This window comes from Bacteroides sp. AF25-5LB, from assembly GCF_003602965.1.
Lineage (GTDB): Bacteria > Bacteroidota > Bacteroidia > Bacteroidales > Bacteroidaceae > Bacteroides > Bacteroides uniformis.
The window spans coordinates 1-1803 of the sequence record NZ_QTMC01000039.1 but is presented as its reverse complement, the minus strand read 5'-3'; the positions used below and the strand labels follow the sequence as shown (position 1 = coordinate 1803).

The 1803-nt window shown below is 47.4% G+C and carries 1 protein-coding gene and 1 pseudogene; both read right to left on the bottom strand.

Translation table 11 applies throughout. The features are described 5' to 3' along the window. Positions 1–81 precede the first annotated feature (81 nt). A complete protein-coding gene (locus DWY57_RS20565) occupies positions 82–525 on the bottom strand; it encodes a hypothetical protein (RefSeq protein ID WP_119962361.1) in 444 nt (147 codons plus the stop codon). Between the two features lie 12 nt (positions 526–537). Next, positions 538–1803 (bottom strand): annotated as a pseudogene (locus tag DWY57_RS20560) (hypothetical protein); the annotation flags it as partial.

Sequence of the window (1803 nt, the reverse complement as noted above, 5' to 3'; positions counted from 1 at the left end):
ACATTTAAGGGGCATAATTTCCGGATGGAAATATTACCCGATTTAACATTTTAATAATTAACTCGTTTTGTAAATTATAAATCAAATTTTTCCGTAATATTTGAAGAACTCAAAAGGCGTTCTCACATCAAGATAACCGTCTACCTCTTCGTTAGCTTCCGCTTCCATTTCAAACGCGGAATTTCCGTAAGCCTTATCACCTACATTCACCCAGCACCGGTTACGGCATAAGTGATACACGTAGGAAATCACATACTCCAACCCATACTGGAGGTAGAACCACAACGGGCAAAGTAGATATACCCAGATACTGAACCCGGTAAACAGCATGATTACCGTCAGCAGCACAGCCGAAGCAATCATACATTCTTCCCATTGGCGCACATGAATCGCCTCATGGTTAAGTGTACTCTGCTTCATCTCCTCCTTGCTTTTCTTCGTAAAGACGAAGCATCCCAATGTGATGGTGCTGTAGCCCTGCCACAGCAGCCATTTTGCTAACTTGCTTTCATAAAACACTTTCATAACACTGATATTTTAAGTTTTCGATTCCGCTTTTCCTGATATTAGAACCCATTTCACCTCATCCTTTACTCCATCAGAGTATGTCGCTACGGCCTTGAATTGAGCAAGGGAAAGCGACGGGACAACTATTTTAGAATAGTATTCTCCGTCTATGATAAAGCTGCCTCCACCTGCGACTTTTATGCTTGCAGGTCCCCCGAGACGGGTATAGACGGCCCCGTTATACAGCATGCACTCTCCACCTTCATATTCTGCCGCATTCGGCAGGTATATTGTTTCCTCTTGCGTTGGAAGTGAGAATATCCGGGATATTTCAAAGTTCAACCCGGTATTGAAATCCAGGTAGTATTCATACGAATCGGATTTCGACTCCAGAAGTTTCAGCTTTCGGAAGATTGAGGCGTCCTGGAACACATTACCATTGGCATCCCATCGGATATTGCCTCCGGCCAGGAATCCAATGCCACCATTCTCCCCGTCAATCTGGCACATGGCTTTACCGGTTTTATCCCTTGCCAGCACATTCTGCACCACCAAATCATCCACATAGATTTCATCGGCACGTATCTTTCTTATTAAAGCCATATCCATAGCCACAAACATATACTGCTGTGCTGCCTCCCAATTAGCATCACCGTCTATCGAGGTAGGTGCGACAGTGACCGACGTACCGTAAGCCCGTACCCGAAACGGAATGGTACGATTGTTGAATGTGGCCAGTACGATGTCATGGTAATCTTCATTCCAGACATATGTGTTGCCTTTGGCGAAAAAACCTCTCGGACGCGGCTCGCTGGCGTCTCGTCCGCTTGCTCCGTCATAGCTGACACCCACTGATATCTCCGCAATGAAACTGTCATTCCATGCCGAAGCGTCCGCCTGGCTCTGATAACAGCGAACCGAGAAAGTGGAATACCCAGCCGAAGCGTTGACCGTAATCTCGGAAGCCCTCGAAGGCCCTGCGATGGCGCTCCATATCCCGTTGCTGTAGCCTCTCGCTGCCAAATATCCGTCCGGATAAGTCAATGTGGCGCTACCAAGCGTCCGCTTGGCATAGACGCGGAAAGCTGAAGGAACAAGCGAACCGGCATTGCTCACCCGTATATTGCTGCATGTACTGATGAGATAGACCATGCCGCCGTCTGATGTCAGTTGTTCCCATTCGTCGGTGTTCACTTCTTCGGTAATAATATAACCGTAGGACTTGCCGCCGTTCTGGGTCTGAGTGATTCGCCTCCCGTCATGAGTTGTCTGAGTCCATAGAGGTGGATTCGAAGT

Coding starts and splice junctions, on each gene's coding strand:
- DWY57_RS20565 (WP_119962361.1), bottom strand. CDS start 525: ATGAAAGTGTTTTATGAAAGCAAGTTAGCAAAATGGCTGCTGTGGCAG.